This is a genomic window from Aquabacterium sp. A7-Y (assembly GCF_026153205.1).
In the GTDB taxonomy this organism is placed as follows: Bacteria; Pseudomonadota; Gammaproteobacteria; order Burkholderiales; family Burkholderiaceae_C; genus Caldimonas.
This window is the reverse complement of the sequence record NZ_JAPFBW010000022.1, coordinates 72555-93242: the sequence shown is the minus strand read 5'-3', so window position 1 is coordinate 93242 and position 20688 is coordinate 72555. Positions and strand designations below refer to the sequence as shown.

Below are 20688 nucleotides of genomic sequence, written 5' to 3'. Positions count from 1 at the left end.
TCAGGCGGGTGGCTGCGGCCAGGCCCGCTGCGGCGGCCGCAGCTGCTCCCAGGCATACGCCATCTGCAGCACGCCGAGGTCGTCGAAACGCCGCCCGGCGATCTGCAGGCCGATGGGCAGACCCTCGCGGGTATAGCCGCAGTTGATCGAGGCGGCCGGCTGCTCGCTCATGTTGTAGACCAGCGTGAAGGCGATGTGGTCGAAGGGCCGGCTCACGTCGTCGGTCGGACAGGGCAGCTCGGCGGCGAAGGCGGGCATCGGCGCGGTCGGCGAGAGCACGTAGTCGAAAGCCTGGGTCGCGGCAACCGTGGCGGCCCGCACGTTCAAGGTCTCGCTGTAGCCCTTGAAGACCGCCTCGCCGCTGAGCCCGGCGCCGCCCTCGGCCCAGGCGCGGATGAAGGGCAGCACACGCGCCCGGCGCGCCTCGGGCAACTGGTTCATCTCGATCCAGAAGCGGGTGCGCCAGAAGCGGTCGATGCCTTCGATCACCGAACGGTCGGCCCAGGGCGCGAGGGGCTCGACGATGGCGCCGGCTGCCTCGAAGGCCCGCGCCGCCCGCACCACGGCGGCCTCGACCTCCGGCGCGACCGGAGTGCCCCAGCCGGCGTCCAGCCACAGGCCCAGCCGCAGGCCCTTGAGCGGGCGCTCCAGCGACTGCCACGCGATGGGCTGCTCCGGCAGGCTCATGTGGTCGCGCCAGTCGGGGCGCGAGAGGACCTGCATCATCAGCGCCGCGTCGGCGACCTTGCGGGTCATGGGTCCGGCGACGCGGGCCGGGTAGGGCGGATCGATCGGGATGCGCCCCAGGCTGGGCTTGAGGCCGAACAGACCGCACCAGCCGGCCGGCAGGCGGATCGACCCACCGATGTCGGTCCCCACGTGCAGCGGCCCGTAGCCGGCAGCGGCGGCAGCGGCCGCGCCAGCGCTGGAGCCGCCCGGGTTTTTGGCCAGGTCCCAGGGGTTGCGGGTCAGCGGGTGGAAGCTCGACAGGCCGGAACTCAGCATGCCGTAGTCCGGCATCGTGGTCTTGCCGAGGAACACGACACCGGCCTCGCGCAGGCGTGCAGCCGGCGGGGCGTCGTCGGCGGCCGGCTGCAGTTCGGTGGCGGCGGTGCCCAGCGGCACCGGCACGCCGCGTGTCGCGATGTTTTCCTTGAGCATGGCCGGCACGCCGTCCAGCGCGCCGAGCGGCTCGCCGCGTTGCCAGCGCTGCTCCGAGGCCCGCGCCATCGCGAGCGCGCCCTCGGGGTCGAGCGCGTAGCTGGCCTGCAACCGCGGCTCCCAGCGCTCGATGTGGGCCAGCACGGCCCGGGTGGCCTCCACCGGCGAGGCCGCACCCTGCCGGTAGAGCGCGCCCAGCTCGACGGCGGTACAGGCATGCAGTTCGTTCATGCAGCTGGCTCCCTGGTTCTGCGGCGCCCGGTCCGGCTCACTGCCAGGACACCGCGCTCATGTCGTTGACGAAGATCGGCGAGGTGCTCCACAGGCCCTTCAGCCGTTTGTTGCTGACGACGATCTGCGGCAGCTGGAACAGGAAGACATTGGCTGCGTCGTTCGCCAGCATGCGCTGGGCGTCGCCGATCAGCTTGAGCCGTTCCTGCGGGTTGATGGACGCGTTGTAGCGCTCCATCAGCGCGCGGAAGGCCGCCGAGTCGTAGCCGAAGTAGTACTGCGGATTGGCGTAGATCATCAGGTCCAGCGGCTCGACGTGGCTGATGATGGTGAGATCGAAGTTGCCCTTGAACGCGCCCGAGAGCCACTGCGCCCACTCGACGTTCTCGATCTTCGCGTGGATGCCCACCTTGGCGAGCTGGGCCGCCACCACCTCGCCGCTGCGCCGCGCATAGACCGGCGGCGGCAAGGTCAGCGTGACCTTGAGCGGGGTCGCGACACCGGCCTCCTTCAGCAGCGCCCGTGCTTTCTCCGGGTTGTGGGGGTAGACGCCGGTCAGGTCGACGTAGCCGGCGTCGCCCGGGACCATGTGGCTGCCGATGGGCGTGCCGAAGCCGTCCATCGCACCATCGATGATGGCCTTGCGATCGACCGCGTAGGACAAGGCGCGCCGCACCCGCACGTCGTCGAAGGGCTTGCGGCGGTGGTTGATGCTGACGATGGTCTTGCCGTTGGAGCCGCCGGCCGTGACGCTGAAGCGTGGGTCGCTGCGGAACTGGCCCACGCTCTGCGAGGCCTGGAAGCGCGGGATCGCGTCGACGTCGCCGGCCAGCAGCGCCGCGACCTGGGCCGCGGCGTGGTTGATGAAGCGGAAGGTGACCTTCTTGATCTTCACCGACTGCGGCGCGCGGAAGCCGCTCCAGGCGCTCAGGGTCACCGCCGAGCCCTTGGCCCAGCCGTCGAACTTGTAGGGCCCGGTGCCGATCGGCCGGGTCGCGGTGCCGGCGGCGCTCTTGGGGTCGAGGATGACGGCCGTGTTCTCACCCAGGCGGAACAGGAAGGTGCTGTCGGGCTGGTTGAGGGTCAGGATGACCGTGTGGGGATCGGGCGTGTCGATGCGTGCGATGTTGTCGAACACCGCCTTCTTGGCCTTGTTGGTGCTGCCCTCGGCCTTGGCGCGTTCGAAGCTGAACTTGACGTCCGAGGCGTCGAAGCTCTCGCCGTCGTGGAAGGGCACGCCGCGCCTGAGCTTGAAGGTGTAGCTGCGGCCGTCGGGCTCCAGGCTCCAGCTCTCGGCCAGCAGCGGCGTGACGCGGCCGTCAGAATGGATCTTGGTCAGGCCTTCGAGCACGTTGTAGTGCACGATCTCGCCGATCGTCGCGCCGGCGCCGGTGGTCGGGTCCAGGCCGGGCGGCTCCAGCGTGATGGCGAGGACGGCCGAGGTCTTGCCCGCCTGCGCGGCAGCGCCGGCGGACAGGGCGGCCGCCAGCAGGGCGGTCAGCACGGTGTGACCCAGTTTCATGCGCGAGTCTCCTACTTCCACGGTCGGGCAGCGGCGGGCGGTGCCGCCGCCGGCGCTCATTCCACCACGTTTTGCGGCGCGGCGCGACGCCGGCGCGGCGTGTCGGCATCCATCGAAGGAGCGGCCTCCAGCAGCGCACGCGTGTAGGGATGGGCGGCGGCACGGAACAGCCGCGCCGGCTCGCCCTGCTCGACGATACGCCCGGCCTGCATGACCGCGACCTCGTCGCACAGGTGTTCGACCACCGCGAGGTCGTGGCTGATGAACAGATAGCTGAGGCCGAACTGCCGCTGCAGCTCCTGCAACAGGTTGAGCACCTGGGCCTGCACCGACACGTCGAGGGCGCTGAGCGGCTCGTCGGCGACGATCAGGCGCGGCCGGGTGATCAGCGCGCGAGCGATCGCGATACGCTGGCGCTGGCCGCCCGAAAACTCGTGCGGATAGCGAGCCAGGTCGGCGCGGCGCAGTCCCACCGCCTCCAGCGCGCCGGCGGCCTGCTCGCGTACGGTTTCGCGCGGCGGCGCGCCGAGGGCCGACAGCGGCTCGGTCACGATCGCTTCGACACGCTGGCGCGGATCGAGCGAGCCATAAGGGTCCTGGAACACCATCTGGAAGTCGCGCCGCGCCTGTCGCAACGCGGCCGCCGGCAGGCGGTGCAGGTCCTGCCCGAGCAGGCGCACGCTGCCGGCGCTGGGCCGCTCCAGCGCCATCACCAGCCGCGCCAGCGTGGACTTGCCCGAGCCCGATTCGCCGACGATGCCCAGGCTGCGGCCGCCCTGAAGGGTGAAGCTGACGCCGTCCAGCGCACGCAGCACCGGGCCGGGCCTGAACAGACTCTCGCGCGGCAGCCGGTAGTGCCGGGCCAGCGCGTGCACCTCGAGCAGGGGCGGCTCGGCGGCGGGGGCGAGGCCGGCGCTCATCGCTGGACCCCCTCGGGCAGGCGGATGCAGCGCGCCCGGTGGCCCGGCCCGACCTCGAAGGCCTCCGGCAGGCCCGCGCGGCAGGCCTCGACGGCGAAGGCGCAGCGGTCGGAGAAGGGGCAGCCGGGCGGCAGGTCCAGCAGTTCGGGCACCCGCCCGGGGATGGCGTCGAGCGGCGCGCCCCGTGCCGCGCCCAGCCGCGGGCGGGCCGCGAACAGGCCGCGTGTATAGGGATGGGCCAACCGGTCGAAGACGGCTTCGGTAGGGCCGGACTCGACGATGTGGCCGCCGTACAGGACCAGCATGCGCTCGACGTTCTCGGCAATCACGCCGAGGTCGTGCGAGACCAGCAGCAGCGCCATGCGGCGCTCGGCCACGATCTCGGCGATGAGCGCGAGGATGTCGCGTTGCAGCCTCACGTCGAGCGCCGTGGTGGGCTCGTCGGCGATCAGCAGCGCGGGCCCACAGGCCAGCGCCATCGCGATCATCACGCGCTGGCGCTGACCGCCCGAGAGCTCGTGGGGATAGGCGTCGAGCCGGCGTGCCGCGTCGCTCAGGTGCACCCGCTCCAGCAGGCGCAGCGCCTCGGCACGCGCGGCGTGCCGGCCCAGGCCGCGGTGCAGGCGCAAGGGCTCGGCCACTTGGTGGCCGATGCGGTGCAGCGGGTTGAGGGCGGTCATCGGTTCCTGGAAGATCATCGCGATGCGGTCGCCGCGCAGCTGGCACAGACGGTCCTCGTCGAGGCCGATCAGCTCCTGCCCGGCCAGCCGGATGCTGCCCGACACCTGCGCCGAGGCCGGCAGCAGGCCCAGCAGCGCCAGCGCCGTGAGCGACTTGCCGCTGCCCGATTCGCCGATCAGCCCCAGCGTCTCGCCCGGCTGCATCGAGAAGTCCAGGCCGCGCAGCGCCTGGGCCGGCCCGCGCGCGGTCTGCAGCGTGACGCGCAGGTCGCGGACGTCGAGCAAGGGCGTGGACATCGCACTGTCCTTTCAGCGGCTGCGCGCCAGGCGCGGGTCGAGCAGGTCGCGCAGCGCGTCGCCCAGCAGGTTGAGGCCCAGCACCGACAAGGCGATGGCCAGGCCCGGGAAGATGGACAGGCGCGGCGCCTGGAACATCTGCAACTGCGCCTCGTTGAGCATGCGGCCCCAGGAGGGCTGGGGCGGCTGGGTGCCGAGGCCGAGGTAGGACAGCGCCGCCTCGGCCAGGATCGCGGTGGCGAACTGGATGGTGGCCTGCACGATCAGCACCGCCGCGATGTTCGGCAGCACATGGTCCAGCGTGATGCGCCAGCCGCCTTTGCCACAGGCCCGCGCGGCGGTCACGAAGGGCCGCGCCCACACCGCGTTGGCCGAGGCCCGCGTGACGCGCGCGAACACCGGAACGTTGAAGAGCCCGATGGCGGCGATGGAGGTAAAGAGGCCCGGGCCGAACACCGCGCTCAGCATCAGCGCCGACAGCAGCGCCGGGAAGGCAAAGGTGAAGTCGGACAGCCGCATCACCAGCTCCTCGACCCAGCCCTTGCGTGCCGCGGCCAGGGCGCCGAGCGCGACACCCGCCACCAGGCCGATGCCGACCGCGACCACGCCGACCAGCAGCGAGTTCTGCGCGCCCACCAGCAGCAGGGTCGCGATGTCCCGTCCCAGGGGGTCGGTGCCCAGCCAGTGGGCCGCCGAGGGCAGCTGCAGCTTCGCGGCCACATCGATCTCCTCCGGCGGATAGGGCGTCCACACCAGCGAGAGCGCCGCGCACAGCAGCAGCACGGCGACCAGCGCGCCGCCGAGCACAAAACCCGGGTGGAGGGCGGCGCGCCGGGCCAAGCCGGCTGGGCTCGATGCGGCCGCGCTCACCGGTCCTGCACCTTCAGGCGCGGGTCGACCCAGGCATACAGCAGGTCGACCACGAAGTTGATCAGCACCACCGCCGCGGCGAGCAGCATCACGACGTTGCGCACCACGACCAGGTCGCGGTTGGCGACCGCCTGGAACACCAGGCGGCCCAGGCCGGGCAGATAAAAGACGTTCTCGACCACGATGGCGCTGGTCAGCAGGTTGCCGAACTGCAAGCCCATGATGGTCAGCACCGGCACCATGGCGTTGCGCAGCACGTGGCGCCACAAGGTCGCGCGGCGGCTCAGTCCCTTGGCGCGCGCGGTACGCACGAAGTCCTCGCCCTGCACCTCCAGCACCGCCGAGCGCGTCACCCGCGCGAGCACTGCGGCCTGCACCACGGCCAGCGCCACCGCCGGCAGCAGCAAGGCCTTCAGGCCCGGCCAGAGGCCGCCACCCGCCTCGACCGACCAGCCGGGGAAGCCGCCGGCCGAGAACCACTGCAGCTTCACCGAGAACAGCAGGATCAGCAGGATCGCGAACCAGAAGCTGGGCACTGCGATGCCGACCTGGCTCAGCACCATCACCCCGAGGTCGCCCGCCTTGCCGTGGTGAAAGGCGGCGTACAGCCCGAGCGCGAGCGCCAGCACGGTGGTCAGCCCCATCGCGAGGGCCGCCAGCGGCAGACTGACCACCAGGCGCTCGGCGATCAGCTCGGCCACCGGCGTGCCGTAGGCGCTGCTGGTACCCAGCTCGCCACGCGCCATGCCGGCGAGCCAGTCGCCATAACGCTGCAGCGCCGGCCGGTCGAGCCTGAGCTGCAGCGCCAGCGCCTCGACCGCCTCGGGCGTGGCGGTGGGCCCGAGCATCACCTCGGCGGCATTGCCGGGCAGGACCTCCAGCACCGCGAAGACGAGCGCCGAGGCACACAGCAGTGTCGCCACGAAGGTGGCGAAACGCCTGAGCAGGAAGACGCTCGTCAAGCGCCCGCTCCCGCGCTGCGCCGGCGGCCGGTCAGGCCAGCACGGCCGCCATCGCGACGGCGACCTTCTCGACGTTGTGCTGGTTCAGCCCGGCCACGCACATGCGGCCCGAGCGCACCAGGTAGACGCCGTGCTCCTCGCGCAGGCGGTCCACCTGCTCCGGGCTGAGGCCGGTGTAGCTGAACATGCCGCGCTGGGTCAGGAAGTAGTCGAAGTTGCGACCCGGCAGCTTGGTCGTGAGCACCGCATGCAGGCGCTGGCGCATGTCCTTGATGCGCGCGCGCATCGCGTCCAGCTCGGCGGTCCAGGCGGCACGCAGCTCGGGTGTCAGCAGCACCTTGGCGACGATCTGCCCGCCGTGCGTCGGCGGGCTGGAGTAGTTGCGCCGCACCGCGGCCTTGAGCTGGCCCAGCACCAGCTCGGCCTGCGCCTTGTCCGGGCAGATCACGCTCAAGCCCCCGCAGCGCTCGCCATACAGCGAGAAGCTCTTGGAGAAGGAGCTGGCGACGAAAAAGCTCACACCGGCCTGGGCCAGCGCGCGGATCGCGAAGGCGTCTTCCTCGATGCCATCGCCGAAACCCTGATAGGCGATGTCGACATAGGGAATCAGGCGCCGCTCGCGGATCACCGGGATCAGCTCGGCCCACTGCTCGCGTGTCAGGTCCACCCCGGTGGGGTTGTGGCAGCAGGCGTGCAGCAGCACGATGCTGGCCGCCGGCAGCCCCTTCAGGCTCGTCAGCATGGCGTCGAACTTCAGGCCGCCGGTCTCGGGATCGTAATAGGGATAGGTGTGGACCTTGAAGCCGGCGCCCTCGAACATGGCCCGGTGGTTGTCCCAGGTCGGGTCGCTGACCCACACCTGGGAGCCGCCGAAGTAGCGCTGCAGGAAATCCCCGCCCACTTTCAGGCCGCCCGAGCCGCCCAGGGTCTGCAGGGTCGCGACACGCCCGCTGGCGACCGCCTCGTGATCGGCACCGAACAGCAGCTGTTGCACCGCGCTGCGGTAGTTGGCCGCGCCCTCCATCGGCTGGTAGGGCCGCGCCCCGATCTGCTGCAGCAGGGACGACTCGGCCTCGCGCACCGCGCCCATCACCGGGAGCCGCCCGGCGTCGTCGAAGTAGACCCCGATGCTCAGGTTGATCTTGTTCGGGCGCGGGTCCTTCTGGAAGTTTTCGTTGAGGGTCAGGATCGGATCGCCGGCATAGGCGTCGACGTGCTGGAACATGGAAGGTCCTCGGGGCTAATACATGTGGAAACCCGGATTATCCGGATGGGGCCGCGCAGACGGCCGGGGCTCAGGCCGAGAGCGCGCGCTCGATGTCGGCCTTGAGCGAAGTGGGCGTGTCCGTCGGCGCATAACGCCGCAGCACGCGGCCGTCGCGGCCGACCAGGAACTTGGTGAAGTTCCACTTGATCGAGCGCGTGCCGAGCAGCCCGGGCGCCTCCGTGGTCAGCCACTGGTACAGCGGGTGGGCCTGGGCGCCGTTGACCTCGACCTTGCCCATCATCGGGAAGCTGACGCCGTAGTTGGCCGAGCAGAAGCTCGCGATCTCGGCCTCGCTGCCGGGGTCCTGGGCGCCGAACTGGTTGCAGGGAAAACCCAGCACCACCAGGCCGCGCGCGCCGTAGTGCGTCCACAGCTCCTCCAGGCCCGAGAACTGCGGCGTGAAGCCGCACTTGCTGGCGGTATTGACGATCAGCAACACCTTGCCCTGGTAGGCCGACAGCGGCACTGGCTGCCCGTCGATGGATGTCGCTTCGAAGTCATAGACACTGCTCATCATTCGCTCCCGCCCGACAGGGCCGATCGGACAGTGATGTTACTGCGCCGCGCGGGCGCGCCCCCCGAGGTGCGGTGTTGACGCTCGCGGCGCCGGCCTGCAACGATGCGAGCCCGAATCCACAACACGCGGGGCACCGGGCCTGCCGCGGTGCAGCAGCAGGAGCAAGGGTCGTGAAGGTCCCCTATCGGGTGGCGGTGCAAGGCTTCAGTGCGTTCGAACGGGCCACGTTCGAGGCCTTCTTTCGCCTGGCGGCGCGGCGCTCGCCGGCCTACGAGTACGTGGCGGAACTGCCCGCCAGCGACTATGTCATCGCCGATGCCGACACGCCCGAGGTGCACCGTAGCGTGCGCGACGCGGGGCGTTGGGCAGCCACCCTGTTCGTCGGCGAACAGCCGGTCGGCGGCGGGCTGGCCCAGCTGCCACGCCCGCTCAACCTGATCAACCTGCTGCGCGTGCTCGACGACGCGGTGAGCCGTGACACAGCCCGCCACGCCGAGCCGGCCGCGTCGCTCGCCGCCGGCGTCGACACGGCACGCAGCGGCTTCCCCTCAAGCACCGGCTTCAGCAACTCGGTGCTGCTTGAGAACGACGACAAGTACGAGCACATCCTGGTGGTCGACGACAGTGATCTGCAACTGCGTTTCATGCAGTCACGACTGAAACGCTTCGGCTTCAAGGTGCACCTGGCCCGCAGTGGCGAGGAGGCGCTTCAGCGGCTCGCCGAACGGCAGTTCGACTTCGTTTTCCTGGATGTGATGATGCAGGGCATGGACGGTTACCAGACCTGCCGCGTCATCAAGCGCCGCCCGCCGGAGCCCGAGCGACCGACACCGGTGGTGGTGCTGCTGAGCAGCCGGGCCGGCACGATCGACCGGATCCGCGGCACCCTGGCAGGTTGCGACGCCTACCTGGCCAAGCCGCTGTCCGAGGACGAACTGGTGCGGGTGATCGGCAAGCACCACCCGGTCTTCCAGCGCGCCTTCGACAGCACCCTGGGCATCAGCACGACACGGCCCGCTCCCGAGCATTGAGCATCGGCGGGTCCGCGATTCGGCGCCCGCCGGCGCTGTTTCGACGCAACGCAGGCAAGCCGCGCGCCTTCCCCGCCCTACACTGCGCTTTGTACCGAAAACCAAGACACGTCCAGTGGAGCAGCCCCTACCCATTCCGCCCCTGTCACCGACCGCGCCCGGAGACACCACCAGTCCCCCGGGCACGGGGCAGGACCCGTCTTCGGCCGCGCTGGCGCAGGGCGTGATGTGCGGGCCGTGGTGGCTCGCCTTCCCTTTCAGCTGGGCGCGCAGCATCGTCGAGAACGTCCAGCTGTCGGAGGTCCCGCATGCGCCCGCGTGGCTGATCGGCGCCGCGAACATCGAGGGCAAGGTGGTGCCGGTGTTCGACCTCGCGGTCTACCTCGATGCCTCGCTGCCGCCCGCGGGCCCCGGAACGCTGATGCTGCTGGGGGGCGAGGCCGAGCAGGCCGCGGCGATCGCCTTCCACGGCCTGCCCGCGATGGCGCGCCCGCAGGCCGGCCTGGCGCCGCCGGAGACACCCGCGGCGCTGTTGGAGTTCGTGGCGGGCGCCGCGTGCGACGACGGCGGCCGCGCCTGGGCCCTGATCGATGCGGCCTCCCTGATGGAGGCCTTGTCGGCCGAACTGGCGCTCGTCTGAGCCCGGGGCCAAGGACATCACCGGGCACGAGAGGGCACGCATGAATCTGCGCCTGAGACTGCTGCTGAGCGGCGCCGGCCTGAGCCTGCTGGGGGCCATCGTGGCCGCGGCCGCGCTATGGCAGGGAACGGCGCAACAGGGTCGCGCGAGCGAGCAAGCGCTGCGCGCCCAGGCCCTGCTGACCCAGCACGAGCTGCAGGGCCGCGCGCTGCAGCAGGAGGTGCAGAGCCGCCTGGGCGGCTTGCGTGCGCTGGCCGCCCAACCCGGCACGGTCGAGGCCCTGCGGCAGTTCAAGGCGGCCCTGCGGCTGATGGACGAAAACGCCGCCAGCGGCACCTCGGGCGCGGCGATGCGCGAGGAGATGCTGGGTTGGCTGGCGCAGCAGTACAAGGCCGAGTGGGCGGTCCACAACGTCGAGCCGCCACCCGAGCTGACGCCGGTGCTGGACGCCCGCTCGCTCACCACCGCGCTGCTGCAGCAGGAGTTCATCGCCCGCAATCCGCAGCCGCCGGGTCGCAAGGACCTGATGGTCTATCCGGACACGCCCACGCCCTACGGCCAGGTGCATGCGCAGTACCACCGCGCCTTCGACCGTGCGCAGGACCAGCTGGGCGTGCAGGACCTGCTGCTGATCGACAGCGACACCGACCAGATCGTCTACAGCGTGGCCAAGGACATCGACTTCGGCATGAGCCTCAATGCCCCGCTGGTGCTCGGCTCGCCGCTCGCGGCCGTCTACGGCACGGTGCGCCGCGCCCGCTCGGCCGATGCGATGGCACTCTCCGACCTGGGCCCCTACCTGCCGGCCGCCAACCGCCCGGTGCTGTTTGCGGCGGTGCCGCTCTTCGAGGGCGAGACGCAGGTCGGCGTGCTGGCCTGGCGCGTCGGCATCGCGCAGCTCACCGGCATGCTGGCGGCGGGCGCCGCGCCGCGTGCCGACAGCTTTCTCGTCGGCAGCGACAAGCAGCTGCGCAGCGATCCCCGCGCCCTGCTCGGCGACACGTCGGCCTACATCGGCACCCAGGGGCGTGCCTTGAGCGCCGAGGCGCGTGCCTTGGCCCTGCACCGCGGCAGCGGCATCGGACTGCTGCCGGTCGACTCGCCCGCGGTGGCGGCCGCGCTGCAAGGACAGAGTGGCAGCCTGGCTTATGTCGACGCGCAGGGCCGCGAGCAGCAGGCCGCTTATGGTCCGGTGCAACTCGAAGGACAACGCTGGGCGCTGGTCACGCTGGCCGCCGCGGACGGCGCCGCCGACGCTCGCCTGGATGTCCCGTGGCCGCTGTTGTGGCGCGCCCTGCTCGCCGCCGCCGCGGCGGCGCTGCTCGGCGCTGCCTTGATGACGGCGCTGCAGCGCGGCTGGCTGAAACCGCTGGCGGTGTTGCGCACCACCCTGCAGCGCGCCTTGCAAGGGGAGCTGCAGGCTCGCACCGGCCTGGCTGCACGCGATGAGCTGGGCGCGCTGGGCCGCTCCCTCGACGAGCTGCTCGACAGCCGGCAGGCTCGCCTCGAAGCGGCCACACGCGAGAACGACCAGCTCAACGAGTCGGTGGTGCGGCTGCTGCAGACCGTGTTCCAGATGGCCAACAAGGACCTGGGCGCGCGCGCCGAGGTCAGCGAGGACCTGACCGGCACCCTGGCCTCGGCGGTCAACCAGCTGGGCCACGAGATGAGCCGGACGCTGGCCCAGGTGCAGGACATCGCGGCCCAGGTGCGCGAGGCCAGCGAGTTCGTCGGCGAGCAGGCGGTGCGCGTCGACGAGACCGCCCAGGACGAACGCGAGGCCCTGGCCGCGATGGCCGGCTCACTGGGTCAGGCGACCTACCAGCTGGCCCAGGTCGGCGCGCTGGCGGACAACAGCGGCGAGGCGGCCGTCCAGGCCTCGGCGGCCACCGAATCGGCGCTGGCCGCCGTCGAGGCCTCGGTGCACGGCACCCGTGCGCTCGGCGAGTCCATGCTGGAGCTGGAGAAGCGCTTCAAGCGCCTGGGCACACGCAGCCAGGAGATCTCCGCGGTGGTGAGCCTGATGAGCCAGATCGCCGAGCGCACCCATGTGCTCGCGCTCAACGCCGCGATGCAAGCCTCGAGCGCCGGCGAAGCGGGCCGGGGTTTCGCGCTGGTGGCCGACGAGGTGCAGCGCCTGGCCGAATCGGCCCGCCAGGCCACCGGCCAGATCGCCCACATGGTGCAGGGCGTGCAGGTCGAGACCGGCGACACCCTGCTGAGCGTGAACCGGCTGATGGTGCAGGTCGACCAGCAGTCGGCCCTGGCGCGCCAGGCCGGCGAGCGCATGGCCGAGACCCGTGACACCACCCAGCACCTGGTCGGGCTGGTGCGCCAGATCGCCACCTTCTCGCAGCAGCAGTCGGCCCTGGCCCACGAACTGCGTCAGCGGGTCGACCAGCTGCACCGCGGCTCGGCCCAGACCATCCTGGCCATCGAGCAACAGACCGAGTCGACCGCCACCCTGGTCGATTTCGCGCGTCGGCTGTCGGAGTCGGTCGGCCAATTCAATCTGGGGTCGAGCGACCCCGCCTACCGCGCCTGAGGACGAGACGCTGTGACGACGCCCATCCACGAACTGCTGCACGTGCTGCAGGAGGAGTTCACCCTGGCGGCCCCCGAGATCGACGCCGCGCTGATGCAGTGGCTCGCCGACGCGAGCACCGGCGCGCGCCAGGCCGAGATCGCCGGGCAGCGGTTCGCCCGGCTGGCCCAGGCCTCGCGCATGATCCAGCTCGACGGCCTGGCCATCGTCCTGGAGCTGCTGCGCGACAGTGCCCTGGTGTTCGCCGACCTCGATGGCAGCGACCTGCACGAGGCGCTCGGCTGGCTGCTGCGCTGGCACCGGGCGCTGACCGGCTATTTCGAGGAGCCGGCCGAGGAAGGCGCGGTGCGCGAGCTGGGCCGCTTCGTCGCCGGGGGGCCGATCGCGCCCACCCGCGAGCAGCTCGCCGAGCTGTTGCGCCTGCTGCGCCTGCCGCCCGGCATGCCGCCCGAGATGGAGGCTGCGGCGCCGAGCACGGCGCCGCAGCCGCTGGACGACCACGAGGTCTCGCTGGAGGTGCCCGACGACGTCGACCCGACCCTGCTCGACGCCTTCCTCGACGATGCGCCCATCCAGCTCGACGCGCTGGCGCGCGGCGTGCGGGCGCTGGCCGATGGCCGCTCCGACCTCGAAACCCTGCAGGCGGCCCGGCGTGCCGCGCACACCTTCAAGGGCAGCGGCAATGTCGCCGGCATCCGCGGCATCGGCCGCCTCGGCCAGCGTCTGGAAGACCTGCTCGACCACGCCGTGAGCCGCCAGGGCGAGGTGCCGGTGGCGATGGCGCGCGACCTGGAACAAGCGGTGGCCTGCCTGGACCAGATGGTGCAGGCGCTGCGCGGCCATGAAGCCGCGCCCGACGACGCGCTGGCATGGCTGGAGCGCCTGGGCGAGTGGGTGCGAGCGATCGAGCAGGGAACCCTCGAGCGGCTGGCGCTCGACACCCTGCCGGCGGCGCTCCGCGCGCCCGAACTGCCCACCGCCACGGCGCCCGCGGCCGGCGACGGCAGCGCCGCCCCGGGGCGCGCCGGCGAACAGTCCAATGCTGCCCTCGCCACGCTGCGCATCGGCGTGGACCGGCTCGACCGGCTGGTGCGCCAGGCCGCCCAGGGCCTGGTGCAGCACGGCCGGCTGGAGGAACACCTGCGGGTGCTCGACGACCGGCTGGAACAGCTGGAGCTCAGCAACAGCCAGCTCAAGTTGCGCCTGTCGCAGCTCGACGCGGCGGTCCTGCACAGCCACGGCACGGCGCCCGATCCCGAACACCAGGCCGAACTGCAGGCGCTGTCGCGCTTCGCCGCCGAGATGGCGGCCGACGAGCTGGAACACGCCGAGGCCGCGCGCGCCGAGCTGCGCCTGGCCGGACAGGCCTTGCGCCAGCAGGGCCAGGAGCTGGTGCTGCAGCACCGCGAGCTGATCGCGGCGCGACTGGTGCCGGTGCGCCAGGTGATCGCGCGTCTGCGCCGGGCGGTGTCGCAGACGGCGGCGGCGATGGGCAAGCAGGTCCACTTCGAGGTCAGCGGCGAACAGGTGCAGGTCGACGCGGAGGTGCTGGACCGGCTCACCGAACCGCTGCTGCAGCTGCTGCGCAACGCGGTGGATCACGGCATCGAGCCGCCGCCGGCCCGCGTGGCGGCCGGCAAGCCGGCCGCCGGCAACGTGCTGCTGCGCTTCACGCGCGACCAGCAGCTGGTGCGCGTGGAGTGCCGTGACGACGGCGCCGGCCTGGACCTGGAGGCGGTGCAGCGCCGGGCCATCGAGCTGGGCCTGCTGGAGGCCGACAGCCGGCCCGCGCCCGAGGCGCTCAAGCGCCTCATCCTGCTGCCCGGCTTCTCGACCAAAGCCGAGGTCACCGACCTGTCCGGGCGCGGGCTGGGCCTGGACGTGGTGGCCGACCGGCTGCATGCGATGAAGGGCCGCATCGAGATCGACACCCGGCCCGGCGCCGGCAGCAGCTTCACCTTGCAGGTGCCGGCCAGCACCGGCCTGCAGCACGCCCTGCTGGTCGAGGTCGAGCAGCAGGTCTACGCGCTGCCGAGCGACAGCGTGGTGCTGGCGCTGGCGCCGGGCCAAGGCACGGTGGCGGTGACCCCGACCGGCACCGTGTTCCGCCACAACGGCCGCGAGCTGCCCTACCAGAAGCTGGCGGCCTGGCTGGGCCTGCCGCCCGGCGAGAACTCGGGCCAGGCCCGCCCGGTGGTGCTGGCGCGCGCTTACGAAGGCGAGATCGCGCTGGAGGTCGACCGCATCGTCGATTCGCGCGAGCTGATCCTGCAGGACATCGGCCGCATGCTGCGCCGCGTCCGCGGCGTCGCGGGCGGCGCACTGCGACCCGACGGCAAGGTGCTGTTCCTGCTCGATCTGGAGGCGCTGGAGCGCGCGGCGGCCTCGCCGGGCCGCCGTGAGGCTGCCGCCCAGCTGCGCAAGCGCATGAAGGTGCCGCGCAAGCACGCACTGGTGGTGGACGACGCGATCTCGGTGCGCAAGACCATCGCCCAGCTGCTGCGCGGCGCCGGCTACGACGTGACGACCGCGCGCGACGGTGTCGAGGCGCTCGATGCGCTGGTACGCCGCAAGGCCGACATCGTGCTGACCGACCTGGAGATGCCCAATCTCAACGGCCTGGAGCTGACCCGGCGGCTGCGCGAGTCGCGCCTGTGGCGCGAGCTGCCGGTGATGATGGTCACCTCGCGCGCCACCCACAAGCACCTGCGCCACGCCGAGGAGGCCGGCGTCAACGTGTTCCTCAGCAAGCCCTACGCCGACGACGAGCTGCTGGGCGAAATGCGCCGGCTGCTGGCAGCGCCAACGGCTTAGGGCGGCTAGTGTCACCCCACGGCGCTGCAGAACCGTTTAACGCGCCGTGGGACAAAACAAGAACAGGCGAATCAGCGCGGCACTGTGGAAGAAGATCAAGCCGCTGCTGGCGCAGGCTGCGTGATTGGCAGGCCGCCGGTGTATGGCTTAAGGCTTGTTCACACGAGGGGAGGATGGAAACGCACCGCCCGGTACATCTGTCTTCGCCAGCGTCAGCACTACCTGCTGAGTTGGCGCAGTACCTGGCGAGCCTTGAAAGTCAGCAGGTTCGCTTCGTGCGGGTGGCCGCCCGCCGTGGCGTAATCGACGAAGACACGGCAAAGGCGTTCCAGTTCCTTTAACAGATCGGGAGAGGCTGCGATCAGGCGGGCATTTGCCAGGGCGACTCGTTCACTGCTCCCGCCTCCGTGGCGCCGGCCTTCCCACACAATGGCCACCGTTTTTTCTTTACGCCCCTCTTCGCAGGCTCTCACAAGAAGGCGCAGACGGCGACCCGCTGGGGTCCGCAGCCCTCGAAAACGACGTTCACAGGTGTGCCACCAAGGGCCAGGCGTATGTGCGGTCATGGCTGTGCCTCTCAAAGCCGGGGCGGCCGCGACGAGGAGGCGGATGGCCTCAGCCGCGTTTCTCTTTATCCCATAAATACACCTGCAGGTGTACAATTTCCTTAAGAAACGAGGCAGAAATCTCGGCCGGCTTGCCGACGTTCACGCCGAGGGTGCGGCTCAGATCCGTTCGGTCTGCTTGAGCACCACACGGCCGAGAACGAAACTGCCTTCATGAAGGCGCTTGCGTTGGTTGCGACGCTGATCGCTGTTGTCACTCGTCAGCCACCAGGCGCCCTCGTCGCGTACGAGGCGCCTGAGCAGCAGCTCGCCTTCATAGTTCAGCGCGAAGACGTGTCCGTCCGCGGGGGCGGTATCGGCCGTGTTCACGACCACCACATCGCCGTCCGAGAGGCTGGGTTCCATGGTGCGTCCCTTCACGGTCAGCGCAAACATCCGCGCCGGATCCAAATGCCGCAGGCGATACCAGCTTTCATGAAAGACGAGCGGCGCGCTACCTGCTGCAGGAAGGAATTCCAGGTCGTATTCCGGTGAACCGGCGACCAGCTTCAGTTGGACCGGGAAAACGGCTGGGTGGTCGTCGGTGTTGCCGGGAACGCTCGGCGAGATCTCGGCAGACGCCCCGCGGTCCTGCCCCGTTGGTTCGCTTCGGGATCGGAGCACGGGATTGAGCAGGGTGCCGCGCATCAGATCGAGCTTTTCTTCCAGCGCCAGCGCCATCTCGTCCCCGATGCGCTTGCGCGCCGGATCGGCACCATCCTTCAGCATGCGGGTGAGGTAGGTCGCCGAGATGCCGGTGGCCCGCGCGAATCGGGCCTGTATGTTGTCGAACCGATCCTTGATCAGCCTCAGCAGGACTTGACGGCGTGCTTCGTAGAGGTCCATCACCCAAAGGTAAATCTCTGCATGAATCCGCAGGTGAACGCTCAAGATGTACCTTTGGGTAAACTGCGAAGCTGCCAGGCACGCATCACTTGCGGTGCCAAGCTGCTGGCCGACCAGCAGCGGCCCTGTCTCCTTCAGCGCGAAGGCTGCAGCGCCGCCAGCACCGCGGCGGCGACGATGAGGGCGCCGCCGAGCAGGACCTGCGGGCTCAGGCGGGCCTCGCCGAGCAGCACCGAGGAGGCCGACGCGAAGGCCACCTCGGTCAGCATCACGACCGCCGTCACGGCCGCCGGCAGCCGCGCGGCGCCGAACTGGTAGGCCAGGTTGGAGAGCAGGAAACACAGGCCCAGGCCCGCCACCGGCAGCAGCCAGGCCAGCCCCAGGGCCGGCGGCCCGGCGACCGCGCCGGCACGGCCGAGGCCCAGCGCGAGCAGCGCGGCCATCACGACACCGCCCAGCAGCATTGCGACGGCACGCCCTTCCTCGCGGGTGCGCGGGGCCAGGCGGCGCAGCATCACGCTGTTGAAGGCGAAACACAGGCCCGCCAGCAGACCGAGCCAGTCGGGCAGCCCCTGCGGCAGCGGCCAGGGCGCGCCGGCCGGCTTGAGCACGATCACCGCCCCGGCCAGCGCCAGGCCCACCCGCAGCAGGGCCTGCGGCGTGAAACGCTCGTGCAGGATGACACGCGCGAACAGCGCGCTCCACAGCGGCATCAGGTAGAACAGCAGCACCACCCGCATCACGTCGCCGATGCTCACGGCCCAGTTGAAGGCGGCATTGGTGGCGCCCGCCGCCGCCGCGAGCACCCACAGCACCGGCTGGCGCCGCAACTGCTCGAGCGCGGCCGGGCGCCAGGCCAGCAGGGCCGTGGTGGACAGCACGAAGATCGCCACGGTGGCCCACAAGGGGTGCAGCCCGTGTCCGGCATGCAGGGCGCGCAGCGGCCACCAGGACAGGCCCCAGACGGCGGCGTTGAAGATCAGGGCGACAACCGGCAGCGACGCGGCGGCCGCGGCAGGCGGTCGCAAAGGGGGCGAGGGGGACATCGCGGGATTGTCGGCCAGGGGCGGCCGCCGCGCCGGCCCGCACCCGGGCGGCCCTGCGGCAGCGAGGGAGCTTCAGTGGTGGTCGCTGCGCGCCAGCGCCATCAGCTGTTCGACCTCCTCGGCATGGCGCACCACGTTGTTCTCGTGCCAGCGCTTGATCAGCCACATGGTGCCGGCCACCGCCAGGCCGAACATCGTGATGGCGCCGAAGGCCGAGACGCCGAACTTGGTCATGCCGGTGTAGAAGGCGCCGAGCCCGAGGATGCAGGCCTGCTCGTTGAAGTTCTGCACCGCGATGGAGCGGCCCGCGCCCATCAGGTTGTGGCCGCGGTGCTGCAGCAGGGCGTTCATCGGCACCACCAGGTAGCCGCCCAGGCCCCCCAGCAGGATCAGGAAGGGCACCGCGGTCCAGAGCTGGCCGATGAAGTTCATTGCGATCACCAGCACGCCCATCGCGATGCCCAGCGGGATCACCCGGGTCGCCATGTCGAGACGCATCCTCATGGAGGCGACCACCGCGCCGACCGCGGTGCCGACCGCCACCACGCCGACCAGCGTCGACGCCTTGGTGGTGTCGTAGCCCAGCGCGACGGCGGCCCAGGCCAGCACGATGTAGCGCAGGTTGCCCGAGACGCCCCAGAACAGCGTGGTGGTCGCCAGCGAGATCTGGCCCAGCTTGTCGCGCCAGAGCCGGCGGTTGCAGGTGCGGAAGTCGCGCACCAGCTCCAGCAGGGTGCCGGGCAGCGGCTGCAAGGGGGCCTCGGTGCGCGGGATGTAGAGATTGAAGACGGCCGCCGCGACGTAGAGCAGGATGATGGACGCGATGGCCGCCTCGACCGCGCTGGTCACGCCGGTCTCGAGCAGCGGCAGGTCGATCGCCAGCAGGTAGGGGGCGATGTTGGGCCCGACCAGCTGACCGCCCAGCAGCACGCCCAGGATGATGGAAGCGATGGTCAGCCCCTCGATCCAGCCATTGGCCTTGACCAGCTGGGACGGCGGCAGCAGCTCGGTGAGGATGCCGTACTTGGCCGGCGAGTAGGCCGCCGCGCCCAGCCCGACGATCGCGTAGGACATCAGCGGGTGCGTGCCGAACAGCATCATCAGGCAGCCGACCACCTTGATCGTGTTCGAGATGAACATGACCTTGCCCTTGGGGATGCAGTCGGCGAAAGCGCCGACGAAGGGGGCCAGCACCACGTAAAACAGCGCGAACATCGGCACCAGGGCGGCACCTTGCCAGGCCGGCGCGCCGCTGGTGCGCAGCAATTCGACCGCGGCGACAAAAAGCGCATTGTCGGCCAGCGAGCTGAATGACTGCGCCGACATGATGGTGTAGAAGCCTTTTTTCATTCAGTCACTGCTTGCTCGCGGCTTCTTACGGCTGCCGTTGAAGTCCCCTCGGCTGGTCAAGAACGCCGCCCGGCCTGCCCGACGGCGCGCCCGGGTTTATAGCACGCCCGCCCTGCACTTCCGGGCCCGCGCCGCAGGGTGTGCGGTGCCGCGCGGCCCGGACCGAATCAGGCTCGGCAGGGGCGCTGGCACAATCGTCCCATGCCGCGCCCGATCCAAGCCCTGATCCATCCCGACGCCCTCGCGCACAATCTGAACGTGGCTCGTTCGGCGGCTCCGGACGCCAAGGTCTGGGCCGTGGTGAAGGCCAACGCTTATGGCCATGGCATCGAGCGTGCCTACCCCGGCCTGCAGAGCGCCGACGGTTTCGCGATGCTGGATTTCGCCGAGGCCGAACGGGTGCGGGCGCTGGGCTGGCGCGGCCCGATCCTGATGCTGGAGGGCTGTTTCGAGGCGCGCGACCTCGAGTTCTGCTCGCGCCTGAACCTCTGGCACGCGGTGCACAACGACGCGCAGATCGACTGGCTCGCGACTCACAAGACGACCTGGCCGCACCGGGTGTTTCTCAAGCTCAATTCGGGCATGAACCGGCTCGGCTTTGCGCCGGCGGCCTTTCGTACCGCCTGGATGCGGCTGAGCGGGCTGACCCAGGTCGACGAGATCTCCCTGATGACCCACTTCTCGGACGCCGACAGCGAAGGCGGCATCGAACGGCAGCTGCAGGTGTTCCAGGCCGCCACCGAGGGGATGGCCGGCGAACGCAGCCTTGCCAACAGCGCCGCGACCCTGAAGCTGGCGGCGGCGCAGCCCGAAGTGCGCAGCGACTGGGTGCGCCCGGGCATCGCGGTCTACGGCTCCTCGCCCGATTTTCCGCAGCACAGCATGGCCGACTGGGGGCTGCGTCCGACCCAGACCTTGCGCTCGCGCCTGATCGGCCTGCAGCAGTTGCAGCCGGGCGACAGCGTCGGCTACGGCAGCACCTTCCGCGCCGAGGCGGCGATGCGCATCGGCGTGGTCGCCTGCGGTTATGCCGACGGTTATCCACGCCACTGCGGCACCGGCACGCCGGTGCTGGTGGAGGGCGTGCGCACGCGTGTGGTGGGCCGGATCTCGATGGACATGATCACGGTCGATCTCGGCCCGGTGCCTCACGCCGGGCTGGGCAGCGAGGTCACCCTGTGGGGCCACGGGCCGCACGGCAGCGTGCTGCCCATCGACGAGGTCGCGCAGTCCGCCGGCACGGTCGGCTACGAGCTGATGTGCGGCGTCGCGCCGCGGGTGCCGGTGGCGAGCGCGGGCGAAGGGGGCGAGTGAACAGGCTTTGAGGCCTGGCTGTACCGGGTCGTCGACGGCTTGCGGCCACCCACCTTGCCGGCTCCTTTTG

16 protein-coding genes are annotated in these 20688 nt (G+C 70.8%); 5 read left to right on the top strand and 11 right to left on the bottom strand.

From position 1 onward, the window contains the following. The 8 genes from OOT46_RS19635 to OOT46_RS19600 all read right to left on the bottom strand — a co-directional run bounded on the left by OOT46_RS19635 (position 1) and on the right by OOT46_RS19600 (position 8424). Positions 1-1392 (bottom strand): amidase, encoded by a 1392-nt coding sequence (locus OOT46_RS19635; RefSeq protein ID WP_265405325.1) that lies wholly within the window; start codon positions 1390-1392, stop codon positions 1-3. A 37-nt stretch (positions 1393-1429) separates the two neighbouring features. Beyond that, entirely contained in the window at positions 1430-2914 is a 1485-nt protein-coding gene (locus tag OOT46_RS19630) for an ABC transporter substrate-binding protein (protein WP_265405324.1), read from the bottom strand. 56 nt (positions 2915-2970) lie between these two features. Beyond that, positions 2971-3834 carry an ATP-binding cassette domain-containing protein gene (locus tag OOT46_RS19625; protein WP_265405323.1) on the bottom strand — a complete coding sequence of 288 codons (864 nt, stop codon included), beginning with the start codon at positions 3832-3834 and terminating at the stop codon, positions 2971-2973. Further along, positions 3831-4811 (bottom strand): ABC transporter ATP-binding protein, encoded by a 981-nt coding sequence (locus tag OOT46_RS19620; RefSeq protein WP_265405322.1) that lies wholly within the window; start codon positions 4809-4811, stop codon positions 3831-3833. Before OOT46_RS19620 ends, OOT46_RS19625 begins: the two co-directional genes overlap by 4 nt. A 12-nt stretch (positions 4812-4823) precedes the next feature. Continuing rightward, positions 4824-5681, bottom strand: a complete 858-nt coding sequence (locus OOT46_RS19615; protein ID WP_265405321.1) for an ABC transporter permease — start codon at positions 5679-5681, stop codon at positions 4824-4826. Then, on the bottom strand, positions 5678-6643 hold the full coding sequence (locus OOT46_RS19610) for an ABC transporter permease (RefSeq protein WP_265405320.1): 966 nt from the start codon (positions 6641-6643) through the stop codon (positions 5678-5680). Before OOT46_RS19610 ends, OOT46_RS19615 begins: the two co-directional genes overlap by 4 nt. 31 nt (positions 6644-6674) lie before the next feature. Further along, the gene (locus OOT46_RS19605) at positions 6675-7868 is read right to left on the bottom strand and encodes an aromatic amino acid transaminase (protein ID WP_265405319.1); all 1194 of its coding nucleotides are present in this window, start codon (positions 7866-7868) and stop codon (positions 6675-6677) included. 70 nt (positions 7869-7938) lie between these two features. Continuing rightward, positions 7939-8424, bottom strand: a complete 486-nt coding sequence (locus OOT46_RS19600; protein ID WP_265405318.1) for a glutathione peroxidase — start codon at positions 8422-8424, stop codon at positions 7939-7941. A gap of 173 nt (positions 8425-8597) precedes the next feature. Here OOT46_RS19600 and OOT46_RS19595 point away from each other — a divergent pair, with 173 nt between their 5' ends. The 4 genes from OOT46_RS19595 to OOT46_RS19580 all read left to right on the top strand — a co-directional run bounded on the left by OOT46_RS19595 (position 8598) and on the right by OOT46_RS19580 (position 15457). Then, entirely contained in the window at positions 8598-9458 is an 861-nt protein-coding gene (locus OOT46_RS19595) for a response regulator (protein WP_265405317.1), read from the top strand. 115 nt (positions 9459-9573) lie between these two features. Beyond that, positions 9574-10098 (top strand): chemotaxis protein CheW, encoded by a 525-nt coding sequence (locus tag OOT46_RS19590; protein ID WP_265405316.1) that lies wholly within the window; start codon positions 9574-9576, stop codon positions 10096-10098. 40 nt (positions 10099-10138) lie between these two features. Further along, entirely contained in the window at positions 10139-12643 is a 2505-nt protein-coding gene (locus tag OOT46_RS19585; RefSeq protein ID WP_265405315.1) for a methyl-accepting chemotaxis protein, read from the top strand. A 12-nt stretch (positions 12644-12655) separates the two neighbouring features. Then, a complete protein-coding gene (locus OOT46_RS19580; protein WP_265405314.1) occupies positions 12656-15457 on the top strand; it encodes a hybrid sensor histidine kinase/response regulator in 2802 nt (933 codons plus the stop codon). A gap of 725 nt (positions 15458-16182) precedes the next feature. Here OOT46_RS19580 and OOT46_RS19575 read toward each other — a convergent pair. From OOT46_RS19575 to lplT, 3 genes are all read right to left on the bottom strand, one after another. Further along, the gene (locus OOT46_RS19575; RefSeq protein ID WP_265405313.1) at positions 16183-16908 is read right to left on the bottom strand and encodes a S24 family peptidase; all 726 of its coding nucleotides are present in this window, start codon (positions 16906-16908) and stop codon (positions 16183-16185) included. A gap of 134 nt (positions 16909-17042) precedes the next feature. Further along, positions 17043-17954, bottom strand: a complete 912-nt coding sequence (locus OOT46_RS19570) for a DMT family transporter (protein WP_265405312.1) — start codon at positions 17952-17954, stop codon at positions 17043-17045. 72 nt (positions 17955-18026) lie between these two features. Beyond that, positions 18027-19304, bottom strand: a complete 1278-nt coding sequence (lplT, locus tag OOT46_RS19565) for a lysophospholipid transporter LplT (RefSeq protein ID WP_265405311.1) — start codon at positions 19302-19304, stop codon at positions 18027-18029. Between the two features lie 201 nt (positions 19305-19505). On the opposite strand from lplT, the gene alr reads away from it, so the two are divergent. Further along, complete coding sequence (gene alr, locus OOT46_RS19560; protein WP_265405310.1) at positions 19506-20618, top strand: alanine racemase; 1113 nt, start codon at positions 19506-19508, stop codon at positions 20616-20618. The last annotated feature ends 70 nt before the right edge of the window (positions 20619-20688 follow it).